16 protein-coding genes and 1 pseudogene are annotated in these 20,434 nt (G+C 33.8%); 6 read left to right on the top strand and 11 right to left on the bottom strand.

All coding sequences use genetic code 11. From position 1 onward, the window contains the following. Positions 1-526 precede the first annotated feature (526 nt). From HH304_RS18065 to HH304_RS18055, 3 genes are read left to right on the top strand one after another with little or no spacing between them, the layout of a single operon-like run. Entirely contained in the window at positions 527-2,437 is a 1,911-nt protein-coding gene (locus HH304_RS18065; RefSeq protein WP_169684683.1) for a DEAD/DEAH box helicase family protein, read from the top strand. Continuing rightward, the gene (locus HH304_RS18060; protein ID WP_169684682.1) at positions 2,437-2,994 is read left to right on the top strand and encodes a hypothetical protein; all 558 of its coding nucleotides are present in this window, start codon (positions 2,437-2,439) and stop codon (positions 2,992-2,994) included. The genes HH304_RS18065 and HH304_RS18060 overlap by 1 nt, the downstream gene beginning before the upstream one ends. Positions 2,995-3,050: 56 nt before the next feature. Further along, positions 3,051-4,712 (top strand): hypothetical protein, encoded by a 1,662-nt coding sequence (locus HH304_RS18055; protein ID WP_169684681.1) that lies wholly within the window; start codon positions 3,051-3,053, stop codon positions 4,710-4,712. On the opposite strand, the gene HH304_RS18050 is transcribed toward HH304_RS18055, so the two are convergent. The 4 genes from HH304_RS18050 to HH304_RS18035 are packed head-to-tail and all read right to left on the bottom strand — an operon-like array spanning position 4,689 to position 9,091. After that, positions 4,689-5,690 (bottom strand): TniQ family protein, encoded by a 1,002-nt coding sequence (locus tag HH304_RS18050; protein WP_169684680.1) that lies wholly within the window; start codon positions 5,688-5,690, stop codon positions 4,689-4,691. The genes HH304_RS18055 and HH304_RS18050 overlap by 24 nt on opposite strands. Further along, on the bottom strand, positions 5,687-6,574 hold the full coding sequence (locus tag HH304_RS18045) for a TniB family NTP-binding protein (RefSeq protein WP_169684679.1): 888 nt from the start codon (positions 6,572-6,574) through the stop codon (positions 5,687-5,689). Before HH304_RS18045 ends, HH304_RS18050 begins: the two co-directional genes overlap by 4 nt. Next, positions 6,555-8,420 carry a Mu transposase C-terminal domain-containing protein gene (locus HH304_RS18040; RefSeq protein WP_169684678.1) on the bottom strand — a complete coding sequence of 622 codons (1,866 nt, stop codon included), beginning with the start codon at positions 8,418-8,420 and terminating at the stop codon, positions 6,555-6,557. The genes HH304_RS18045 and HH304_RS18040 overlap by 20 nt, the downstream gene beginning before the upstream one ends. Next, positions 8,408-9,091 carry a TnsA endonuclease N-terminal domain-containing protein gene (locus tag HH304_RS18035; RefSeq protein ID WP_169684677.1) on the bottom strand — a complete coding sequence of 228 codons (684 nt, stop codon included), beginning with the start codon at positions 9,089-9,091 and terminating at the stop codon, positions 8,408-8,410. The genes HH304_RS18040 and HH304_RS18035 overlap by 13 nt, the downstream gene beginning before the upstream one ends. Before the next feature lie 21 nt (positions 9,092-9,112). On the opposite strand from HH304_RS18035, the pseudogene HH304_RS18030 reads away from it, so the two are divergent. Then, a pseudogene (locus HH304_RS18030) lies at positions 9,113-9,892 on the top strand (ATP-binding protein); the annotation flags it as partial. A 29-nt stretch (positions 9,893-9,921) separates the two neighbouring features. Here the strand turns inward: HH304_RS18030 and HH304_RS18025 are convergent. Continuing rightward, on the bottom strand, positions 9,922-10,341 hold the full coding sequence (locus tag HH304_RS18025; RefSeq protein WP_169684676.1) for a hypothetical protein: 420 nt from the start codon (positions 10,339-10,341) through the stop codon (positions 9,922-9,924). 235 nt (positions 10,342-10,576) lie between these two features. Here HH304_RS18025 and HH304_RS18020 point away from each other — a divergent pair, with 235 nt between their 5' ends. Together HH304_RS18020 and HH304_RS18015 are read left to right on the top strand one after the other, a co-directional pair. Further along, on the top strand, positions 10,577-11,623 hold the full coding sequence (locus HH304_RS18020) for a glycosyltransferase (protein ID WP_169684675.1): 1,047 nt from the start codon (positions 10,577-10,579) through the stop codon (positions 11,621-11,623). Next, the gene (locus tag HH304_RS18015; RefSeq protein WP_169684674.1) at positions 11,620-12,489 is read left to right on the top strand and encodes a glycosyltransferase family protein; all 870 of its coding nucleotides are present in this window, start codon (positions 11,620-11,622) and stop codon (positions 12,487-12,489) included. The genes HH304_RS18020 and HH304_RS18015 overlap by 4 nt, the downstream gene beginning before the upstream one ends. 1 nt (position 12,490) lies before the next feature. Here HH304_RS18015 and HH304_RS18010 read toward each other — a convergent pair whose 3' ends face one another. Genes HH304_RS18010 through HH304_RS17985 form a run of 6 tightly spaced genes read right to left on the bottom strand, consistent with a single transcriptional unit; the run spans position 12,491 to position 20,300 of the window. Next, positions 12,491-14,110, bottom strand: coding sequence for an amidase (locus HH304_RS18010; RefSeq protein ID WP_169684673.1), 1,620 nt, complete (start codon positions 14,108-14,110; stop codon positions 12,491-12,493). Between the two features lie 53 nt (positions 14,111-14,163). Beyond that, positions 14,164-16,188 carry an excinuclease ABC subunit UvrB gene (gene uvrB, locus HH304_RS18005; protein ID WP_271711688.1) on the bottom strand — a complete coding sequence of 675 codons (2,025 nt, stop codon included), beginning with the start codon at positions 16,186-16,188 and terminating at the stop codon, positions 14,164-14,166. Between the two features lie 8 nt (positions 16,189-16,196). Next, positions 16,197-17,123: a rhomboid family intramembrane serine protease gene (locus HH304_RS18000; protein WP_169684672.1), complete on the bottom strand. Its 927-nt coding sequence runs from the start codon at positions 17,121-17,123 to the stop codon at positions 16,197-16,199. Positions 17,124-17,151: 28 nt separating this feature from the next. Continuing rightward, on the bottom strand, positions 17,152-18,009 hold the full coding sequence (locus tag HH304_RS17995) for a rhomboid family intramembrane serine protease (RefSeq protein WP_169684671.1): 858 nt from the start codon (positions 18,007-18,009) through the stop codon (positions 17,152-17,154). Positions 18,010-18,018: 9 nt separating this feature from the next. After that, positions 18,019-19,920, bottom strand: a complete 1,902-nt coding sequence (mutL, locus tag HH304_RS17990) for a DNA mismatch repair endonuclease MutL (RefSeq protein WP_169684670.1) — start codon at positions 19,918-19,920, stop codon at positions 18,019-18,021. Between the two features lie 2 nt (positions 19,921-19,922). Further along, a complete protein-coding gene (locus tag HH304_RS17985; protein WP_169684669.1) occupies positions 19,923-20,300 on the bottom strand; it encodes a hypothetical protein in 378 nt (125 codons plus the stop codon). Positions 20,301-20,434 lie beyond the last annotated feature (134 nt).

Raw genomic sequence — 20,434 nt, 5'->3', positions numbered from 1 at the left:
CTTTCTTTGTTATCACTAATAAGAAGATTGCCAAATATGTCTATTAAACAAAATCTTATTAGCAAACATAATAAAAATGTCCTATATATACAATTATTTTTTTTAATAGGACATATATTTCCTTTACGACATATACCGATAATAGTTTCAATAATTCTAATTTTATTTTCACTTTAAAGCCAAAACTAGAATAAACCATGAAATAATAAGTTTACAAAAAATTGAAAACCAAATAATTACCACATATGTGTTGACTGTAATAATAAAAGCTAAATAAATATTCTACGTTTAGATAATTTTATTTAACACTTTAAATGGACCATTCAATAAATCCTAATTCCAGACTAACCAATTCATTTATTAAAATAAAATATTTCATCTATTGGGATATACCCACACTTTATATCGAATTTGAAGTAAAAACAAAATAATTGATCAAAAAATCTATCCAAAATCAAATTTTTATTTATATTAATGATAATCAAAGGTCAACAGTAAAGTTGAATGGTGATTAAATCGAATTATTATGAACCGGTTTTTTAGCACTTCACAGCGCCATGCGCTACTGTATATCTCTGAGTTTTGTAAAAATTGTGGGCAACCATTAGATAAAATGGAGGCAGATCATATTATCCCATATTCTAAAGGAGGGGAAACAAATATGAATAATGCTCAAGCATTATGCCCAGACTGTAACAAAAGAAAATCAAACTTAATTAATATGAAGGCTAAAGAATTAAAATTAAGAAATTGGCAAAGGGAAGGCTTTGAACGCTTCAAAGAAGTTTATCATAATCAACAAGGCACTGTATTTTTATGTGTTGCCGGCGTTGGAAGTGGAAAAACAATCTATGCATCTTATTTATTTAACTACTTATTACGTCATAATTACTTCGACTCTGTAATAATTGTTAGTCCAACGGAAAATATAAAAAGAAATTGGGCAGCAAAAATGGAACAGATTTTTAAAATAAGGGTTGATCACGATTATAAGTTTAAACATCACTGGCCTAGAGATTGTCAAGGCATAAGTATAACCTATCAAATTCTTACTGAAAGAAATATTGAACTATTAACCCAATTCATTAATGAACGAACATTATTGATAGTGGATGAGGTACATCATGCTGGTAATAGTAAAGCATGGGGAGATGGAATAGAAAGGATTGGTGAATTATGCGGTTTTAAATTGCTATTAACTGGGACTCCGGATCGAAATGATAATAGCCCAATCCCATTCGTAGATTATCAAGAGTTTGAAGAGAATGGCATAAAAAAGTTTAAGCTTGTCGGTATTAATATGTCATATACTTATGGTCAAGCTGTAAATGATAAAGAAGTTTGCCCTACAATTTTCCAACGTCAAAGCGCTTCAGCAATAACTATTGATGGAACATCAATTCTAGATGAAAATACAATTCCAGATATAGATGGTAAAAAATTTTATAATCAAATTATTAGTGTAAAACCCGAAGGAAATTGTTGGGTCTATCAATCCTTTATAAAGGCTAATGCAAAATTAAATGAAATTAATGATTTTAGAAATGAAAACTATGCAGGGTTAATCGTTTGTAATTCAATAATTGATGCAGAAAAACTTTATACTCGTATATATGATGAATTTGGCCCAGGATTTGTTGAGATAGTGACCTCAGATGATCGAGATTCAAGTCGTAAAATAGAAAAATTCACACATTCAACCGTTCCGTGGATAATAAGTATAAACATGGTTTCTGAAGGTGTCGACATTCCTAGAATTAGAGTCATTCTTTATGCCAGTAATACCTTAACAACAGTTAGGTTTATTCAAGTAATGGGAAGAGGTGTTAGAAATCCAAAACACTTTGAAAATAATCACGATGTTTGCTATTTTTATATGGCTGACTACAAACCTCTTCTGGAAAATGCTCAATTAGTAAAAGATGAAATCGCTCATATTTACAAAGAGATTATTGAAGAAACCGAAAAAAGAAATGGAATCGGTGGTGGCTCACCTTTATTTTCAATAGAAGACATTGTTTTAGAAGCAGAAAGTATTGATTCAGGAAATGTCTATGATGCAAGTTTTTGGGATGCAAATGAAGACTTTACTGCTACAAAGGTAGCTGCAAAAATTGGTGCAAGTAAAGATATTATTCTAGCTGCATGGAAGGAGTTGAAAATTATGGAAGGAAAATCAACTCCCGAAGAAAGACCTCATGAATTTAGAAGCATAACCGAAAGGAAACAAGACAATAAAAAACTAATAAAAGATATCGTTGGAAAAATTGCCTATAAACTTAAAAGAGGAAAGCCTACTCCTGATGTAATTAAATTTGTACATAATGAATTAAATAAACGAATAGGTGTAGTTTATAGTAATATGGCTACTGAGGAACAATTAATTAAAAAACTTGAATATGGTAAACAATGGTTTCTTAAATTGAATAAAAAATAATGAGTGAGTTAATTGAAAATATTCAAAAGGCAATAGAATATGTTAGCTATAGTAGACATGAAGTACCTAATATGATTCTTCGAATTCTAAAAGAAGATAAGTGGAGAATAAGAAAACCTAAAAGCGGACTATTGGAAACTAGAGAATATAATTTTTTTCCTGACTTTATCGAAGCTCCACGTCCATGGGGTCTTCAGAGTGAGTGGAAATTCATTAACGATTTATGTAAAGGGTATGAAGAAGTTGAATTAGAATTAGCAAAAGCATTAACAGGAGAAAGCGGTAAATCCCATCAAAGTATGACGGACCATCATACTTCAATTAAAAAAACGGGGAAACAACGCCAATTGATGCGATTAGAAAAAGAACGTCCTGATCTATTACATAAAATTGAAATGAAGGAATTGAGTGTTAATGCTGCAATTATTGAGGCCGGCTTTGTTAAGCCTAGGATAAAAGCAACCAAGCAGCCTAAGAGTGTGGTTAAAATGATTAAAACTCACTTTCAACAAGATGAAATATCTGAAATAATAAAATTACTAAGTGAATTAGAATAAAATCCACCTATAATAATTGTCTCTCATTTTTTTAATCAATACTTCAACCAATCAACATGAATGATATACAATTAAGGTTTCCTAATAGTGAGGGAAAATGGTGGTTTCTATCCTGGATAGGCAAAACGGTTTATAAAGAAAGAGCATATCTGAATGAGTTTTATTTCACTAATTCATTTAAAAATTCAGATAAAATAAGTGATTTCAATTTAGGTCATCAAATCAAGTTATTACTCCCTGTCAACTTTTTACATTTTCTGACAATTGGAACAATCTTTAATGATAATGGAGAATTGGTAACTGTTCCTGCTCAATATGAGAATCCTTATAAACTAAGAATTTATGTCCCAAACAGATATAAAGCTACGTCCAAGCCTTTAGAATTGGATGAAAACACAAAATATCCATTTCCGGATAATACAGAAGGTTTTAAATATTATAAGTTTTATGGGGAGCATCCAGTTTTTAATGAATATACCGCCATTTTACCAATTCATACAATTTGTAAATACTACTTTTTTCTAGATTCACAATTTCCTCAGTACATTATTGAAAATAGAATTTCAGATATAATTGAGTCTACTCCCCCATTAACTGAAAATGAAGAGAAAGTTGGAGAAGTTTTGTATGATAATTCAATTATTCAAAAACATACAATTAAAACATTTGCACCATATTTTTTCTCAAAAGATGATTTAGGAAAACAAGCACTTTCAATGATTGGGTCTAATTTGAGAAAAACGCTTATCAATACCGGTAATTTAAATACCTATTTAAATTCTTTTTTGCCATATAATGAATGTTTGTTAAATGTAAGAGGGAAATTTATAAAACAATCTAACAGAAAGCTATTCCTAGTTTATGATATTATTAGTGATGAAAATGTAGCAAAATCAATTTTAGTTGATAGAATTAATATTCTTCCAAAATATAAATCTCAAACTAAGAGAAAACCTAAAGCTAATTCTGGAGAAAAAAAACAAGGAAACAAAAAGGATCCAGAAAAAATTATCAAAATCACTTCTGAGCCTACAAATAGTAACAGTCTGATTAACTCAAAGAAGGTCAAACTTCAGCAACCGTTACCAGAGCATGAAATCCCAGTTGAATTCATTAAAAATTTGGCTGAAGAAAATAATATATCTACCAAGAAGATTCCGCTAGAAATTGACATTGATAATTTCTCATTAGATATAAATAAAGATTCAAACAATAATTCTCAGCAATTGATAATAGAAAACGATAAAAATATAAGTAGTTATAACAGATATGAATACCTCAAGTTGTTAAACGATAACCTGAATCAAATAAAAGAATATCAAGCTGAATTCGTAAAAATAAAAGAAATTGATCAACCAACTCCAGATCGAATTATAATCGATAACGTTGAATACTCCTTTTACACCATACATATTGTATTTAAAGACAAAAATTTTTATTTGATTGAATTTCAAAAAGGATTTACTGGCATTTTACACAATATCAATTTTTTCCCTATTGACAGCTTAAACATTTATAATATTACAAGGTCAATTGCACAAGATAGAATCAATTGGGTGAATATATACGATAAGAAGGACCCATATTTATATAAACACCAAGTCAAATTTGTCCAATCAATAAAACATCAAACTATGGGGCACTCAACAATTGATGAAATAGTAAATCACACAATAAAAAAAATAGATAAAAAATTAAATAGAGTCTTGAAAACCTAATTCATACCAATACGGTATTGCGTTAACACAACATGATAAATTGATATCTTTGGTTAGGTAGCACCTTCCAATTTGATATTTCTTTCTAAATATTATGAAATTATTTGGCCAATTATCCATTATACGATAAACCCCAATTAATGCTGGCAATCGTTGCTCTAAAGTAGAATTATGGACATTTATACCTTTTTCTAAACACAATTCTTCGTTCATTTCATATCCAATTGCATCTTGATATTTTTTAAAAATACTTGAACTGGAAAAGAGCTTTTGAACTAATGATAAGTATATCGGAAAATACAAAAATGAATATGAACAATATTTATTATATCCAAATTCTATTGTTTGATTAAAAAAGGTTTGATATTTAATTAAGTCCTCACTTTTTACCCAGGTAATATCTTCACATAAACTACTTTTACATTGCCAACAAGAATTAAGTGGGTACCTTAACACATCTTCTTTGTACCCTGATTCTAGCCGATGGAATGCAATACCCGCTCCACATTCTGGACAGTGATCAATTAAATGACATTTACATTTTAAACATATTATTGAAGTAACTAATCTCCATTCCTTCCTATAATAAGGAATATTTTGTCTTAAGCAATTTGGGCAACATACCAACCCTTTATTAATTCGCTTTCGATGATATAAACCCAAATTTAATATTCCAGGAGAATAGCCATTTGCATTAAAATAATAACATAATTTTTCATTATATGAGCTAAGGAACATCTTTTTGACTTGGTTAATTGTCAAAACAGTATGCTTCAAAATTTGATCAATTATTGGTTTTGATGTAAGTGAATCAATATCACGATTCCATATAGGCATATTGCCAAAATAAAACTTACTAAATGTATACGTTTTTGTATGGTGTTCTTTAGCTAAACGCATTAGCCAACTAGAAAATAATTCATTTTCCTCCGGAGGAATAAACCCTGGCCAAATTCTATTTGGATTATTGAAATTCATAACCGGTGAATCATTTTTTTACGATCTGAAGGCCTGATATATATTATGTTATCTAATACATTTGAATTAATCTTTTCAATTTTTGATTCTATGGCTAAAATAGAGGCTAATTCTAGAATAGCTGAAATTTCACCTATTAAGCCCTCACTCATATACAAAATCTTTTGACTTAGGCTTCCTTCTATTAAATTTGAAGGTTTCTTTAATGGTAGAGCTGTTTCAAAACTCAACAGCAACCTTAGAAAATCTTCATCATTAGTCCATTTAGGTAATACTTTAGGAATAAATCTGTTAGCTAACTGTGGGTCAGTTTGAATAGCATTAAATGCATCTTTTGTTCCTGCCCCCACTATTGAAATCCTTAACTCATTGGATAAATATTTTATTACATTTAAAAACGTTCTTTGTTTCCCGATAGTCCCAGCTAGAATATGATGTATCTCATCTATAATTAATAATTTTGTATTTAACTTCCTTAACAAGTGGATGACTCGTTGTTGTCTTCTTTCTGCATTCTCAGAAGTTTTGTAGGGTGCATAAAGTGTTTCTAATATTGAATTATAAAAGCGCTTTTCATCTGGTTCCGGTGGCGATTGAATTAGAACAACAGGTACAATTAACTCACCTGTCTCTTTATTTAAAAATGATTGATGATATTGACCAAATTGATTTAATAAGGCCGTTTTACCATTATTTGAATCACCTACCAATAGCAAATTGGGCATTCGATGCACCTGAGGATAATTTAATAAATCATTTAATCCTTTTAATATCGATTTTGCTACCGGATAACCAATCCAATGACTTTGTCTAATCGACTCAATCCTTTCCTGATCACTTGCCTTTCTTACAAATTCAATTAACTTAGAGTTTAAATGATCCATAATCAATATCGTCAAATGGTTTTATATCACGTTTTTTAGCAAAATTTGATAAACTAATTTTCTCCTCTGGCTCATTCTCTTTTTCTATTTCAGCATTTATTATATCCCGCTTATCAGCATATCGCGAGGTTCTTTTCAATCGTTTGGTTTGCTTTATTGCTTCAAGCTCGATTTCTTCCATTAAAGAATAAGCTTCAAAAATTTTAGCCTCATCAATATCTATTCTTTGCTGATCCAAGGACTTAATAATTGAATTGTATTCCCATACTGATATTGGTGGATTTGAAGTATCCCGATATGGAATATCAAAATATTCCTCAAATTCTGGATCATAAAAATATATGGTACTGATATCACGAGGGTCTCTTTTAAATATAAACTTTCGTTTTAATCCATTTTTTTCAGAATGAATATATCGTCTTAATACTTCATCATAATAATGAATATGGTCAATTACTACCCCGTATTCTTGAATAGTCCGTTCGAAAAATGGCATGAAGTCTAAAATTAGTCTTCTTTCATTTTTTATTCTAGGATAATGACCTACTCCTATTTTATTTTCTGTACCCAATATTCCTTCTTCAAATTTTTCAATTGGAGAGCATCGAATACTACTATGTATTCTCTTATGGTAAATTTCAGTGATATACATTAATAACCACTTTTCCAATTCAGAAATGGTTAATGCAGCATTCTTTTCAGAATTATAATTCTCACGTAACTTAGGGTCTGAAAAAGTTGTGCCTGGTAAATCATGAATCTCTTTAGATAATGTCCCTAATAGTCTTTCAACATGACCTCCCCAATTCGGTCGTTTAACTGGCCGATAACTCACATTAATTCCATAATTTTCACAAGCATTTTTTAGCATTTTTCCTTTAAATTCCTTTGCATTATCCAAATGAATTGTTTTCATTATTCCCCAACATGGCCAAGTTGTTTTAAGGTTATATTTTTGCAACCATTTTTCTTTTGGCAAAATGCTCTTTGCAATGCACATACCTGTACCAATTTCACCAGGTGGATCAAAACTTAAATAAAACCCTAAAACCATTCTACTATACACATCTATAGCAACTGTTATCCAAGGCCTTAAATAGGGCTTCCGATAATGTTCATCTACCAAAATCACATCAAGCTTGGTATGGTCGATTTGAACTATTGATAATGGGAAATCAGCTCCAGGAAAAGAACCTTTTATTGGTTGAAATTTATCTCTATGAGCTGACGCTCCGTGTCTTTTCCTGATTTTTACTTCAGCTGGAACAGACTTTATTCTATTCCTTATCGTATTGGGATGGGGAGGATCATATTCTAATCGTTTGCATTCAGAAATCACTTTTCTAATTACTCTATTTATTGATTTCTTTGAACTTCTCAAATACAATTCTTCAACAGCATCTTTTATTATTTCATCAACATGAATTGCAAGTCTTGATTTTCCTCTCCCCCCACTTCGCACTTTTCCGGCTAATGAAGAAATAGTCTTTGAATTATCATAAATTTTAATCCACCGATATATAGTGGTAAAGTGAACATTATGTTTTTCAGCTATTTCTTTAATCAATGAAAAGTTCTGTCTATCGGATAATATTGGTTCAATTATATTAAACCTTTTTTTAGCCATAATTGACCTTTTTTCTGATAATAAATCAATTGGTGTGGATGATTCACTTATATTATTTTCTTTAGAAATTGAAGCTAATTCAGACAAATGAACGGTCCGGATTACAGAAGAATCAACTTCTTCAATGGTAACTTCTTCTAAATTGATTATCCTTAATATTATGGCAGGCTTATTTCTAAAACTAACTTTGGCACCTTTATATATATTTAGTCTTTCCATATTTTAGTGTCATAATTTATTTTCGAGTGCAAATCGCAAGAAATAAATCTATTTGCAATAAGATACCATAAGTAAAATAATAATTCACCGGGATACTCCTCTAGTAATTTTAACTTAAACAGAAGATTTTTTATCGTCATTTCACCTTCATCCACCAAAAAGTCAAGAATTTTGGACATCTTTCTTTTCATTTTATTCATTTGATCCTGCGAATAAATATCAAACGAGTAGATATTTCGATAATTTATTAGATGCATCAAATTATTAAGATATTCATCATTCAATACTCGTATGTCGACATCTGTATATAAACTGAATCTAAAATCATTCTTTTTGCAGAATTCCCTCATTAAATCTAGTTTTTCCAAATACTTTTTATCCTTTAGCAATGGATCATCACTATATTTAATTTCCACAACCTCAGGAGATTCATCAAAATATTCTATAATAAAATCTGGGGTGTATGATAAATCATTAGCTAGTTTGACTTTAAATGGTTGTTCTAAATAACAAGATACCGCATCATTAAATTCTTGTAGAATTATAAAGTCACGCTCTAAGGAAGATTCAAAAACGACATCCTTATTAATTTTTTCACTTGAAATAAAACCAGATAGAGATCTGTGTCTATTTCCTATCTCGCGAACTCGTTTTTTAAATATTAGCAACATCTTTTGTAATTTTTATATGGAATCCCACCATTTACAAAGGCAGCTTTTGCAACTACTTTTGTAAAAAGTGTTAATGGATTAAGTTTTTTATTATTTACTTTTGAATTTAACAGTGGCGGTGGCCACCCTCAACCAGGAGAAATTTCTCTGGCACATAACGGCGTCCTTTTCCTGGATGAGCTTCCGGAATTTAAAAGAACTGTCCTTGAGGTAATGAGGCAACCACTGGAAGAACGTGCAGTAACAATATCCCGGGCCAAGGCAACTGTTGATTTTCCTGCTAACATCATGTTAATAGCTTCAATGAACCCTAGCCCTTCCGGTGATTTCTACAACCCTGAAGAAAACCACCCGGACTCTGAGATGGCAGTTCAGCGATACCTTAATAAAGTTAGTGGTCCATTGCTCGACCGGATTGATATCCATATTGAAGTAACACCAGTTTCGTTTGACCAGATGACCGCCCGTAGAAAGGCCGAAAGCAGTTCTTCGATCAGGGAAAGAGTCATTAATGCAAGGATGATTCAACTGGAAAGGTTCAAGGATATGGAAGGGATCCATAATAATGCAATGATGCCATCACAGCTGATTAAAAAAATGTGTAATGTTGATGAAGATGGTAAGCAATTACTAAAAACAGCAATGGAGCGACTAGGTCTTTCTGCAAGAGCTTATGATAGGATCTTAAAAGTAGCCAGAACAATAGCTGACCTCGAGGAAAGCAAGGATATTTTACCTACTCACCTTGCCGAGGCTATTCAATACCGTTCTCTTGATAAAATGATGGGAGTAACAACATAAAAAAAGCGGCCTGAGCCGCTTTCAATTTCTTATAATATAATACTTATTCCAGTTCTTAGTGCAAATGCGCTTTGGTCGAAATAATAATCCCCTATGAAATCCCATTTCAGATTGCTTCCAATTGGATGAGCATAACCAAATCCAAGGTTTACATCAGAATAGTCTCCGATTAACCCTCTGAATCTAACATATACAGGCTTAACAGGATAAAACCTTAATCCAAGAGCTACTCTTGTCGAGTTTCTCCACAATTCAACACCACCCGAAACTGTGAAATTCTGACGAAGGAAATAATCGGCTTCAAAACCTAACTGTGCTTTTTCAAATAAGCCATAGTTATCAGTTTTGATAACATCTAGTCCGGCATGAAGAAGCCATGAATTTGTGTTTTGTGCATTAGCTTGTAATCCTAAAAAAATAAGTACACCAAAAAGTAAAATTCTTTTCATGATCGTTTTGATTTTTTGAGCACGCAAAATAATTTTTTAGTTGGTAGAAATCACAATACACGGCACGTTAAAAACCACTATTTTATTACATCATGATCAAAATATAATTCATTCAAAATCATATTGAACTATTCCCTGTTCATTCATCTTGATTGCAAAAAATCCATTTACACAATTCAAATAAAAGATGTATATTAAAGTAAAGCTCTGCCCCAGTTTTTATAAAGCTTACTGAATGAAAATACTCATAACCGGAAACTATCATCCTGATAATGAACGCACAAGAGATTTAATCTGTGGACTTAAGCAAATTGGAGCAAAAATCATCCCGCTACCTTACAAATCCCTAAAGCTGGATACTGCAAAGAAGATCTCCGAAATTTCAAAAACTGTTGACGCTGTATTCCTACCCGGGTTTACTCACAATAATGTTAAACAAATAAAAAAAATCAGCAATGCACCGGTCTTGTTCAATCCGGAAATTTCAAGATACCTATCTAAAGTATATGATGAAAAAGAAACTATAAAATTCACCCCTGGAGCAATAAATAGTTTTTATAAAGACTATCGGGCATTAAAATATGCTGACAGGGTTTTTACCGAGACCAAACAATACAAACACTATTTCATGAATAAAATGGGGGTAAAAGCACAAAAAATCATTGTTATGCCTCCAGCGGTAGATACTTCTAAATACCATCCAATAAAAAACATTGCTCCTGATGAATTTTTTAGAATTGTAACGATTATAGAGAATGCTACTCTGGATAGCATCGAGGTAATTATCAACGCTGCCAACTTACTTCATGGTCAAAACTTCAAATTTGATCTTTTGGGAAGTCACCCGGAACAAGTGAAAATCTTAAAACTCATTAGCTCTAAAAATCTTAAAAATGTAAACATGATGAATTACGAAACTGATGAAGAACTAAATAAATTCATTAATTATTCATCAGCATGTATTGGTATTTTTGGTGATTCAAAAAGGTCTAATATGGGGGTGCCTAAAGAAATATTAAAGTATGCTGCTTGTGGAAAACCTATCATTTCTAAAAATTCAATGGCTATAAAAGAGGTATTTACACCTGGGAAGGATATTATTGCAATCGAAAACTCTGCAGAGAAGATAGCTTCGATGATAAGGGAATTAAAAAACGACCCCGAAATGGGCCTAATGCTCGGAAAAATGGCAGTAAAAACAATTGAAACTAAATTTCAATCTAAAAATTCTGCATCTATTCTTCTCAAGACTATTAAAAGAATAAAAGAAAAACGATTATGAAAGTTTCTGGTTTTACATTCATAAAAAACGCAGTGAAATATGACTATCCGATAGAGGAAGCAATAAGATCTATTCTTCCGCTTTGTGATGAAGTCGTAGTTGCCGTAGGTGATTGTGAAGATGAAACACGTAAATTAATTGAAAATATTGATCCTAAAATCAGAATAGTTGATACAGTATGGGATCCGGACCTGACTGCAGGTGGGAAAGTGCTTGCAGAGGAAACGAATAAGGCTTTTAAGGAAATCTCTCCTGATACTGACTGGTGTTTTTACATTCAGGGTGATGAAATATTACATGAAAAGTATATTCCGGCAGTACGCGAAGCTATGTTAAAATGGAAAGACAACCCTAAAGTTGACGGGCTTCTTTTCAACTACCTTCACTTTTATGCTTCTTATGATTATATCGGAACATCATCAAACTGGTATAGAAGAGAAATTAGAATAATCAAAAACGACTCTTCGATTTATTCATACAGAGACGCACAGGGGTTTAGAAAAAATGATAATGAGAAGCTACGGGTTAAGCTTATCGACGCATACATTTATCATTATGGCTGGGTAAAAGACCCAAAGAAAATGCTTGCCAAAATTGAAAACTTTGTAAAACTATACAAGGGGAAAGAAGCATCTGAAAAACGTATTGTAAATGAAGGATTTGATTATTCAACAATAGATGCACTGGCTAAATTCGAAGGTACTCACCCAAAGGTTATGGAATCCAGAATCAATAGAAAGAACTGGAAATTTGAGCATGATTTAAGTTATAGCCGATTGTCCTTCAAAGAAAAAATCAAACGATTTGTAAGAAAGACAACCGGCTATCATTTATGGGAATATCGCAATTATAAACTGCTTAAATAAGTTATTCCGGCTTATTTACTGATGTCATAAACTGTGGGATCATTCTCTTTTTAGTTAATTGTTCAAAAGCGTATGCCAGTCCAATTAGCTTTTTCTCCGTCCAGGCCTTGCCTACAAATGATAATCCAATCGGCATTCCTTTTACTTCACCGGCAGGAACGGTAATATTCGGATACCCTGACATTGCAGCCACACCTGATGACCCTGCATACCCATGATCACCTAATAACAGGTCAATTGTCCATCCAGGTGCATTAGTAGGCATTATGATTGCATCCAAATCATGTTCATCGATATGCTTATCAATACCATTTTTCTGACTGATTGTCCTGATTTTAGTTAAGGCATCAATATATTCCTGCTCATTAAGGTCTCCCTTTTCTTCTGCCATCACAAATATCTCCTGACCAAACCACTTTAATTCGGAACTCTCATGTTGTTTATTATACTCAATTAGTTCTTTCAATGATTTATAAGGAGCATTATATGTTTGAAGATACTTGTTCAAATCATGCTTAAATTCATATAAAAGTACAGTCATCTCTGCATCTCCAACATCATCACCAAGCACATTTTCTATATCAATAAACTCAGCTCCGGCATTTTTCATTACTTGAATAGCCTTTTCAATTTCTTTATCAGTCTCTCCGTGTCTACCCATATAGTTTCTTGCAATTCCTATCTTAGCACCTTTTAATGAAAGAGGGTCCAGGCCACCAAGAATATCCATATTATCAGGAATTTCAGCCGTTACTGAATCTTTTGAATCTTTACCAATACACGCTGCCAGTAAGGTTGCTGCATCTTTCACCGTTCTGGCCATTGGCCCTGCTGTATCCTGGGTATGTGAAATCGGAATAATACCCTCTCTACTCCATAACCCTACAGTAGGCTTGATGCCAACAATACCATTAATTCCAGACGGACATACAATCGATCCGTTGGTTTCCGTACCAATAGCCACCGCACATAAATTTGCAGCTACCGAAACTCCACTCCCACTACTTGAACCACACGGGCTCCTGTCTAATGAATATGGATTTTTGCACTGGCCTCCAACACCGCTCCAACCTGAAGATGACCGTGTTGATCTGAAGTTTGCCCACTCACTCAGGTTGGCCTTCCCAAGAATAACCGCCCCGGCCTCCTCTAATTTATCTATAATAAAGGCGTTATCAGTTGTATGGTTACTTAAGGCTAATGAACCACCAGTTGTGGCCATTCCTTTACAATTAACATTATCTTTAATGAGTACCGGAATCCCATGCATTGGACCTTTAACCTTACCTGCCACTCTTTCAGCATCACGTTCGCGAGCCTGATCTTCTGCTTTAGGGTTGATAGCAATAACAGCATTTAATGAAGGACCGTCATGGTTAAGTTCTTTTATTCTGTTTATATATGCTGAAGTTAGCTTAATAGAAGTAAGCTCACCGGTTTCCATTGACTTTTTCATCCGGTCGATGTCCCACTCCAGAAATTCAAAATTGTTATACTTATTGATTTGAGATCGATCTCCTTTTTGCGATGATCCAAAGATATTACCGCCCGGTAAAAATGCTAAGGCACCTGCCAGCGCTGAACCTGATAAGGTATTCTTTAAAAAATTTCGTCTTTTCATGGCTAGATTTTCGATTTTCTTCAAAATAACTTAAAAATCGAAGCTAACCAAGATTATTTTTTCTCTGCCAGAAGTTTTTCAAGTTCAATCATTTCATCACGCAAAAGGGCTGCCTCCATGAAATCGAGTTCTTTTGCTGCCTTCTCCATTTTTTTCATTGTTGCATTCTTCTGTTTTTCAAGCTGTTCTTTATTCATGTATTGAATAACAGGGTCTGCTGCAACTGACATCTCCTCAGGACCTGAATAATAGTTTTTGGTTCCCTTCTTGGAATCAGCAACTTTTGTAGAGTTTAGTACTTGCTCTCGCTCACGACCAACTGTTTGAGGAGTGATCCCATGCTTTTTATTATATTCTTCCTGAATGCTTCTTCTTCTGTTTGTTTCTTCTATGGCTAATTGCATGCTTGCTGTTATCTTGTCAGCATACATAATCACCTTACCATTAACGTTTCTTGCAGCACGACCAATGGTCTGCACCAAAGAACGCTGATTTCTTAAAAACCCTTCTTTATCAGCATCTAGAATAGCTACCAAAGAAACTTCCGGTAAGTCTAATCCTTCCCTTAACAGGTTTACTCCAACCAGAACATCGAAAACACCTAAGCGTAATTCCCTGAGAATCTCAACACGATCCAGAGGCTTAACTTCTGAGTGAATATATCTACATTTTATATTGGCACGCTCAAGAAACAATGTCAGCTCTTCAGCCATTCTCTTGGTCAGAGTAGTAACCAAAACCCTGTCTTTCATTTTTATCCGATCAATTATCTCATGCAACAGATCATCAATCTGATCACCACTCGGGCGTACATCAATTTCAGGATCAAGAAGTCCTGTAGGTCTGATAAGCTGTTCAACAATTACTCCTTCTGATTTTTGAAGTTCATAATCACCAGGTGTTGCACTAACATAAATTATCTGGTTGATCATTGATTCAAATTCATTAAAATCAAGAGGCCGGTTATCCATGGCAGACGGTAGTCTAAAGCCATATTCCACAAGATTAATCTTACGTGATCTATCACCTCCCCACATTGCTCTTACCTGCGGAAGAGTAACATGACTTTCATCAATCACCATTAAATAATCATCAGGAAAATAATCAAGCAAGCAGAAAGGCCTTGAACCTGGCTTTCGCTTATCAAAATATCTTGAATAATTCTCAATTCCAGAACAATAACCCAGTTCACGAATCATTTCAAGATCAAACTCTGTTCTTTCCTTTAATCTTTTAGCTTCAAGAAATCGTCCTTCCCTTTCAAAATATGTAACCTGCTTAACCATGTCATCCTGAATCTCATGGATGGCTTGTTGCAAGACATCTTTTCCGGTTACAAACAGGTTTGCTGGAAATATTGTAATTCGGGTTTCCGAAGCTATTTTCTTACCTGTTTGAGGATCAATACGCTGAATTTCTTCAATCTCATCGCCCCAAAACAAAATGCGGTAAGCAAAATCAGCATAGGCAACAAAAATATCTACTGTGTCACCCTTTACTCTAAACTTACCATGAGTAAACTCTGTTTCGGACCTGGCATATAAAATATCGACTAAAGCATATAGGAACTGGCTTCGTGGCACCCTGTCACCAACTGCTATCTTGATTACATTCTTTCCAAACTCATCAGGGTTTCCAATACCATAAATACAGCTTACAGATGCCACTACAATCACATCCCTTCTTCCCGAAAGTAAAGCTGAAGTAGCACTTAATCTAAGTTTTTCGATCTCATCATTAATCGACAGATCTTTTTCTATATAAACATTCGTTCCCGGATTAAATGCTTCCGGTTGGTAATAATCATAATATGAAATAAAATACTCAACAGAATTTTCAGGAAAAAACTGTTTCAACTCTCCATATAGCTGTGCTGCCAGAGTTTTATTATGAGACAGAACCAGGGTAGGTTTATCAACCTGCTGAATCACATTCGCAACAGTAAAAGTTTTTCCTGAACCCGTCACACCTAATAACACTTGTGCCGGTTCATTATTAACTATCCCTTCAGTCAATTGCTTAATAGCAGTAGGCTGATCTCCCGTGGGCTCGTAATGTGATTGAAGATTAAATGACATGGAAATTATTATTTCTTACTGGCGTCAAATAGTTTTTGCTTTTCTTCTTTGGATAATGAACTATATCCTTTTTCACTGATTTTATCTAAAATTCTATCAATTTCATCCTGAGAAGCTTTATCTGCTTTTGATCCTGATGTAGATGTTGATTTTGATGAAGAAGATGATGTAGTATCAGACTTTTTATATGTCACCTTGATTTTAGGTTTTGGCTTGAACAATCCTATAAAAAATGACCTTACAGCAAATACCCATCGGCCCAAATCAGTTCCTTTTTGAAGTTGTACTATATATAACCATCCCATAAATGCCCCACCAAGGTGAGCAATATTTCCTCCCGCATTTCCACCTGTTGATTGTATAAACGACATCACTACTACAAAGGCAGCGATATATTTAATTCTGACCGGCCCGAGTAATAGTAAATGAAAGGTATAATTAGGTAATAAGGTGGCTGCTGCAACAACAATAGCATCTACAGCTGCTGAAGCTCCTATCATTCCCCAACCTGGTGTTCGTTCGATATAAAAAGGAATAAAATTATATGCTAAAAGATATAAAACAGCCCCCGCGATGGCACCATTAATATAGATACTAATTACCCTGTCGCTTCCCAAATATTCTAAAATCAATTTCCCAAACCAGTAGAGGAATAACATATTAAAAAGAATATGGAATATATCCTCCAAGTTATGTGCAAATGCATAAGTTATAATTGTCCAGGGCCTATATATAAATTCCCCAAATGAAGCCGGTATATAAAATAATTGTATCAGAATTTTCTGACCGAAATCTCCAAAACCGGTAATACTAGTCAATACCCAAAGTACTGCCATTACCAAAAAGATAATGACATTAATGAATATCAATTGCATTACCGCATTATTGGGGCGGTTCCATGCATTCTTAAAATCATCTATAAATGAATTGAACATCTCGTCGTTTAATATTATTTACTGATTTTTATACGTATCGGTTCCAATATTTGATCATAATATAGCCAAAAAGCATTCCTCCTATGTGAGCAAAATGGGCTACATTATCATTTGGCGCTGCTTGAAATACTGAATATAGTTCATACGCACCATAAAACATGACAAAATACTTGGCCTTTATTGGTATCGGTGGAAATATCAGCATCAACACCACATTTGGGAATAGCATACCAAAAGCAAGTAATATACCAAAAACAGCTCCGGATGCACCTACTGTTGGAATATTAGCGTATTGTTCATAAACAATTTTTGAAACATCAATAGCTTGTTTCCTAAATTCAAGTTCTTCAGGGTTATCCATCCAGGCATTTTTCAGATCAAATATTCTAACCCTGTCTACCCGAAATCCACGCCCATTGCTTACTTCTTTAAAATATGTATCCAGCGTCACATGCTCTTGAACAAAATAGTCAAAATTCTCAGGTGTAGGTGCACTAATAAAATTTTCATACCCTTTTTCTATTGGTCTGACCTCAGCGTACATTACCCCTGTTTGAATAAGACCGGCTCCAATTCCGCAGACCATATAATAGATCAGGAAGTTTTTAGGCCCCCATGTTCGTTCCAGATTCGGACCAAAAATGAATAATGCAAACATATTACCCAGGATATGCCATAGATAAATACTATTGCCATTCATAAAGGCATGAGCAAACATATATGTAACAAACTGAAAAGGCTTAAAATTATCTGATTTAATATAATAAAGCCCCAGGTAGTCATTTATATCAACTCTGAAGTATGAATTGATCACAATAGCGGCAAAAAATACCAGAACATTGATCAATAATAGGTTCTTAACAACTGGTGTTAATCTTCCGAACATAGTTTTATTTTAGTTTAACAATTGTGCGATCTCCTCAAGGGAAAGTAATCTGAAAACTGTCTTTCCATCAGGAGTGAAGTTAGGATTTTTACATGCAAAAAGCTGGTTTATCAATGATTCACACTCTTCTTTCTGCATCATCTTACCTCTTTTTAAGCAAGATCTTTTTGCCAGTGACCTGGCCAGCTTTTCCCTTACAGGAATATCGAGCTTTGCCTGATAGTTTTTAAATTGCTCAAGAATCCCCTCAAACAAATCTTTTTCATTTCTATCAGCCAGATCTGTTGGCACTCCTCTGATTATTAGTGCATTTTTACCAAAGACATCAATCTGAAACCCAAGTCTGGCTATTTCCTCCTCCAGATCAAGATACAAAGAAAAATCTGCTGGATTCATCTCTATGGTCTGTGGAAAAAGCGATTGCTGACAACCTGAATTTCCAGATTCTGCCAACAATAGATATTTCTCAAATAAAATTCGTTCATGAGCAGCCTGTTGATCAATCAGCATCATTCCGGATTTCACCTGAGTAATTAAATACTGATTATGCAGCTGAAATACTGAAACACTTTCAAACTTCTCATTTTGTTGTTCGATATTTTTACTGACCTTACTTTCAAAAGTTATAGCTTGCGTTTGCTCAATTTGCTCATCACGATCATCAAAGTCATCAAAATTTAATGCTGACCTTCTGATATCTCCCTGTAATTTTCTCTCTTCTTCTGTTAGCTTAGGAATCGCCTCGGATTGGGCAGAGTCAAACAATTTATCCCAATTTTTGAGATTATTACTCTCTCTGGAAGATGTCGACTTTCCGGAGAATGAATTTATACTACTTGAATATATTGATTGACCGGAGCTTCTTCTTTCTGCAGCTGAATCAAAATTAACATCGATATCAAAATCAAGTGATGGAGAAAAATTATGTAGCCCCAAAGCTTGTTTTACTGCCGCATGAATAACAGCATACACTGCTCGCTCATCATCAAACTTAATTTCAGTTTTTGTAGGATGTACATTTATATCAATATGCTTAGGATCGATATCCATGAAAAGCACGAAAAATGGAAAGCTTCCTTCAGGGATAAGCTGCTCAAATGCCCTTGTCACCGCATGGTTTAGGTAAGGGCTTTTGATAAATCGTTTATTAACAAAAAAATACTGGTCTCCTCTGGTCTTTTTTGCACTTTCTGGCCTTCCAACATACCCTTTAACCGAAACAAAGTCAGTTTCTGCCTCACAAGCAGCCAATTGCTCTTGATATTTCTTTCCGAAAATACCAATTATACGCTGAGATAATTTGCCGGCATTTAGGTGAAATAGCTCCATATCATTTTGATACAATACGAAGGTTTTATCCTGATGAGCTAAAGCAACACGCTGAAATTCTTCAATGATATGCTTCATCTCCACTGCATTTGACTTCAGGAAATTCCTTCTCGCCGGAACATTATAAAACAGATTTTTTACCGAAGTTGTCGTTCCTTCACTGCAAGCAGTTGGTTCCTGCTTCTTTATCTCCGACCCTTCAATATTTATGATTGTACCAATTTCCTGGTCAGGAGTTTTGGTTTTTACTTCCACCTGGGCAACAGCAGCAATCGAGGCCATAGCTTCTCCTCTGAACCCCATTGTCTTGATATTAAACAGATCATCAGACTTTCTGATTTTTGAAGTAGCATGTCGTTCAAAGCTCATCCTCGCATCAGTACTAGTCATACCACACCCGTTATCGATAACCTGGATTAAAGCCCTGCCTGCCTCCTTCACATGTAATGTAATATGATCGGCACCGGCATCAATCGAGTTCTCTAACAATTCCTTTACTACTGATGAAGGTCGTTGAACTACTTCTCCAGCTGCAATTTGATTGGCAATTGCATCAGGAAGAAGCTGAATAATATCTGACATGCTTATTCTTTACTTTTAAAAATATTTCTGAACCTATAAATAAGATAAATAGGTATAATTGCCCATCCAATATAAGTAAAAACCTTATTTCCCCATTCAAGCCAGGCCCAACCGATACTAATAACTAATAAAATAATTACCCAACGAATTGTCTGAGCTCTAAGTTCATTTCGTTTATGCCTACGAAGATTTTCTTCTAATTGTAACCTGAAAGCTTTTCTGTCTTCAGGCCTTTTAGAAACCTCGGGGTTATTTATATCAGCAAGATATTGTTTTCGTTTATTTTCTATCCTTTCCTTTACAGGATCATAAATCCGGGGTTGATAGTCAAAACGCTTATATCTTGGCTTTTTCTTACCAAAAAAAGGAATATTTGCCATAATCCTGTCTAAACACTTACGTTAGATAATAAATTTAGGTAAAAGATTTCTCTTCTACGCTGTCAATTGCCTAAATTCACAAAATGCAAATCTAGGTTTAAATTTGTTGAATACATAATTTGTAAAACGCCACC

Source organism: Marinigracilibium pacificum (assembly GCF_012926615.1).
Classification (GTDB): domain Bacteria; phylum Bacteroidota; class Bacteroidia; order Cytophagales; family Cyclobacteriaceae; genus Mangrovivirga; species Mangrovivirga pacifica.
The sequence above is the reverse complement of the archived record's forward strand: the minus strand, read 5'-3'. Positions and strand labels throughout refer to the sequence as shown.